Consider the following 999-nt stretch of genomic DNA (forward strand, 5'->3'; position numbering starts at 1 on the left):
TGAACTTAATCACACTTTTCGGTAGCATTCGCCAACTCAAGTTTTCGACACCATTCTACTGCTGCTCTTTTATTACTACGGTTTACACTAAGTACCTTGAATGTAGTTTCATCACTTAGTGGTTAATGCAAATACGAATATGTGTCGGGATAAACTCATCTCAACGAGAACTTAAAGACAAACATGTTCGAATTCCCGCAATTTTCTAAGCACTCTATTAAAAATGACGTGCTATCAGGTTTGACGGTTGCCCTGGCACTTGTCCCTGAAGCCGTAGCATTTGCATTCGTTGCTGGTGTAGACCCAATGGTTGGTCTGTACGCAGCATTCATCGTTGGCCTTATCACCTCAATCTTTGGTGGTCGCCCAGGCATGATCTCTGGTGCTACAGGCGCAATGGCTGTAGTAATGGTCTCTCTTGTTGCGAGCCACGGTGTTCAGTACTTATTTGCTGCCATTATGTTGGCCGGTATTCTGCAAATTGCTGCCGGTTTATTTAAATTGGGCAAATTCATTCGAATCGTTCCACACCCTGTAATGATTGGTTTTGTTAACGGCCTAGCGATTGTTATCTTCCTCGCGCAATTGGGACAATTCAAGGCTCCAGACATAAGTGGCGTGCTGACTTGGCTTCCACAAGATCAAATGATGTTAATGCTAGGTTTGGTTGCGCTGACCATGGCGATCATCTACTTCTTGCCGAAAATTACAACAGCAGTGCCATCTTCACTTGTTGCTATCGTAACCGTTACTGCACTAGTTGTTGGGTTAGATCTAGAGACACGTACAGTTGTCGACTTCCTACGTTCTATGTCAGGTAATGAAGCCGCTACACTAGCAGGCTCTTTGCCAACCTTCTCTATTCCATCAGTGCCATTTACGCTAGAGACTCTGCAAATCATCTTGCCTTATGCAGTGATCCTTGCGGCCATCGGCCTAATTGAATCTTTGCTAACGCTAACCGTTTTAGACGAAATGCCGAATACTCGTGGCCAATCT

The 999-nt window shown here is 44.6% G+C and carries 1 protein-coding gene; it reads left to right on the top strand.

The features are described 5' to 3' along the window. Nucleotides 1–183: 183 nt before the first annotated feature. Nucleotides 184–999, top strand: an 816-nt coding sequence (locus tag R8N49_RS25320) for a SulP family inorganic anion transporter (protein WP_318190236.1), incomplete at its 3' end; no start/stop codon positions are given.

The sequence above is a fragment of the Vibrio sp. 1978 genome, from assembly GCF_033344345.1.